The sequence below is a fragment of the Lactobacillus nasalidis genome (genome assembly GCF_016587775.1).
In the GTDB taxonomy this organism is placed as follows: domain Bacteria; phylum Bacillota; class Bacilli; order Lactobacillales; family Lactobacillaceae; genus Lactobacillus; species Lactobacillus nasalidis.
Genome location: NZ_BOCG01000523.1, coordinates 1 through 223, shown reverse-complemented (window position 1 = coordinate 223; position 223 = coordinate 1). Strand labels below are relative to the sequence as shown.

Sequence of the window (223 nt, the reverse complement as noted above, 5' to 3'; positions counted from 1 at the left end):
TAGGCCTTCTTTGGATTTCGCTTACGGGGCTCTCACCCTCTTTGGCGCATTTTCCCAAATGCTTCTGCTATCCTCTGAAGTGCCATGACCCAGTCCTACAACCCCGGCAGATAAATCTGCCGGTTTGGGCTCTTTCCTGTTCGCTCGCCGCTACTTGGGAAATCGAATTTCTTTCTCTTCCTGCAGCTACTTAGATGTTTCAGTTCACTGCGTGTTCCTTTCA

Annotated in this window: 1 rRNA gene; it reads right to left on the bottom strand. The window is 49.8% G+C overall.

Annotated features, from left to right (window positions below):
• Window positions 1–223, bottom strand: a 23S ribosomal RNA gene (locus lacNas_RS10285); the annotation flags it as partial.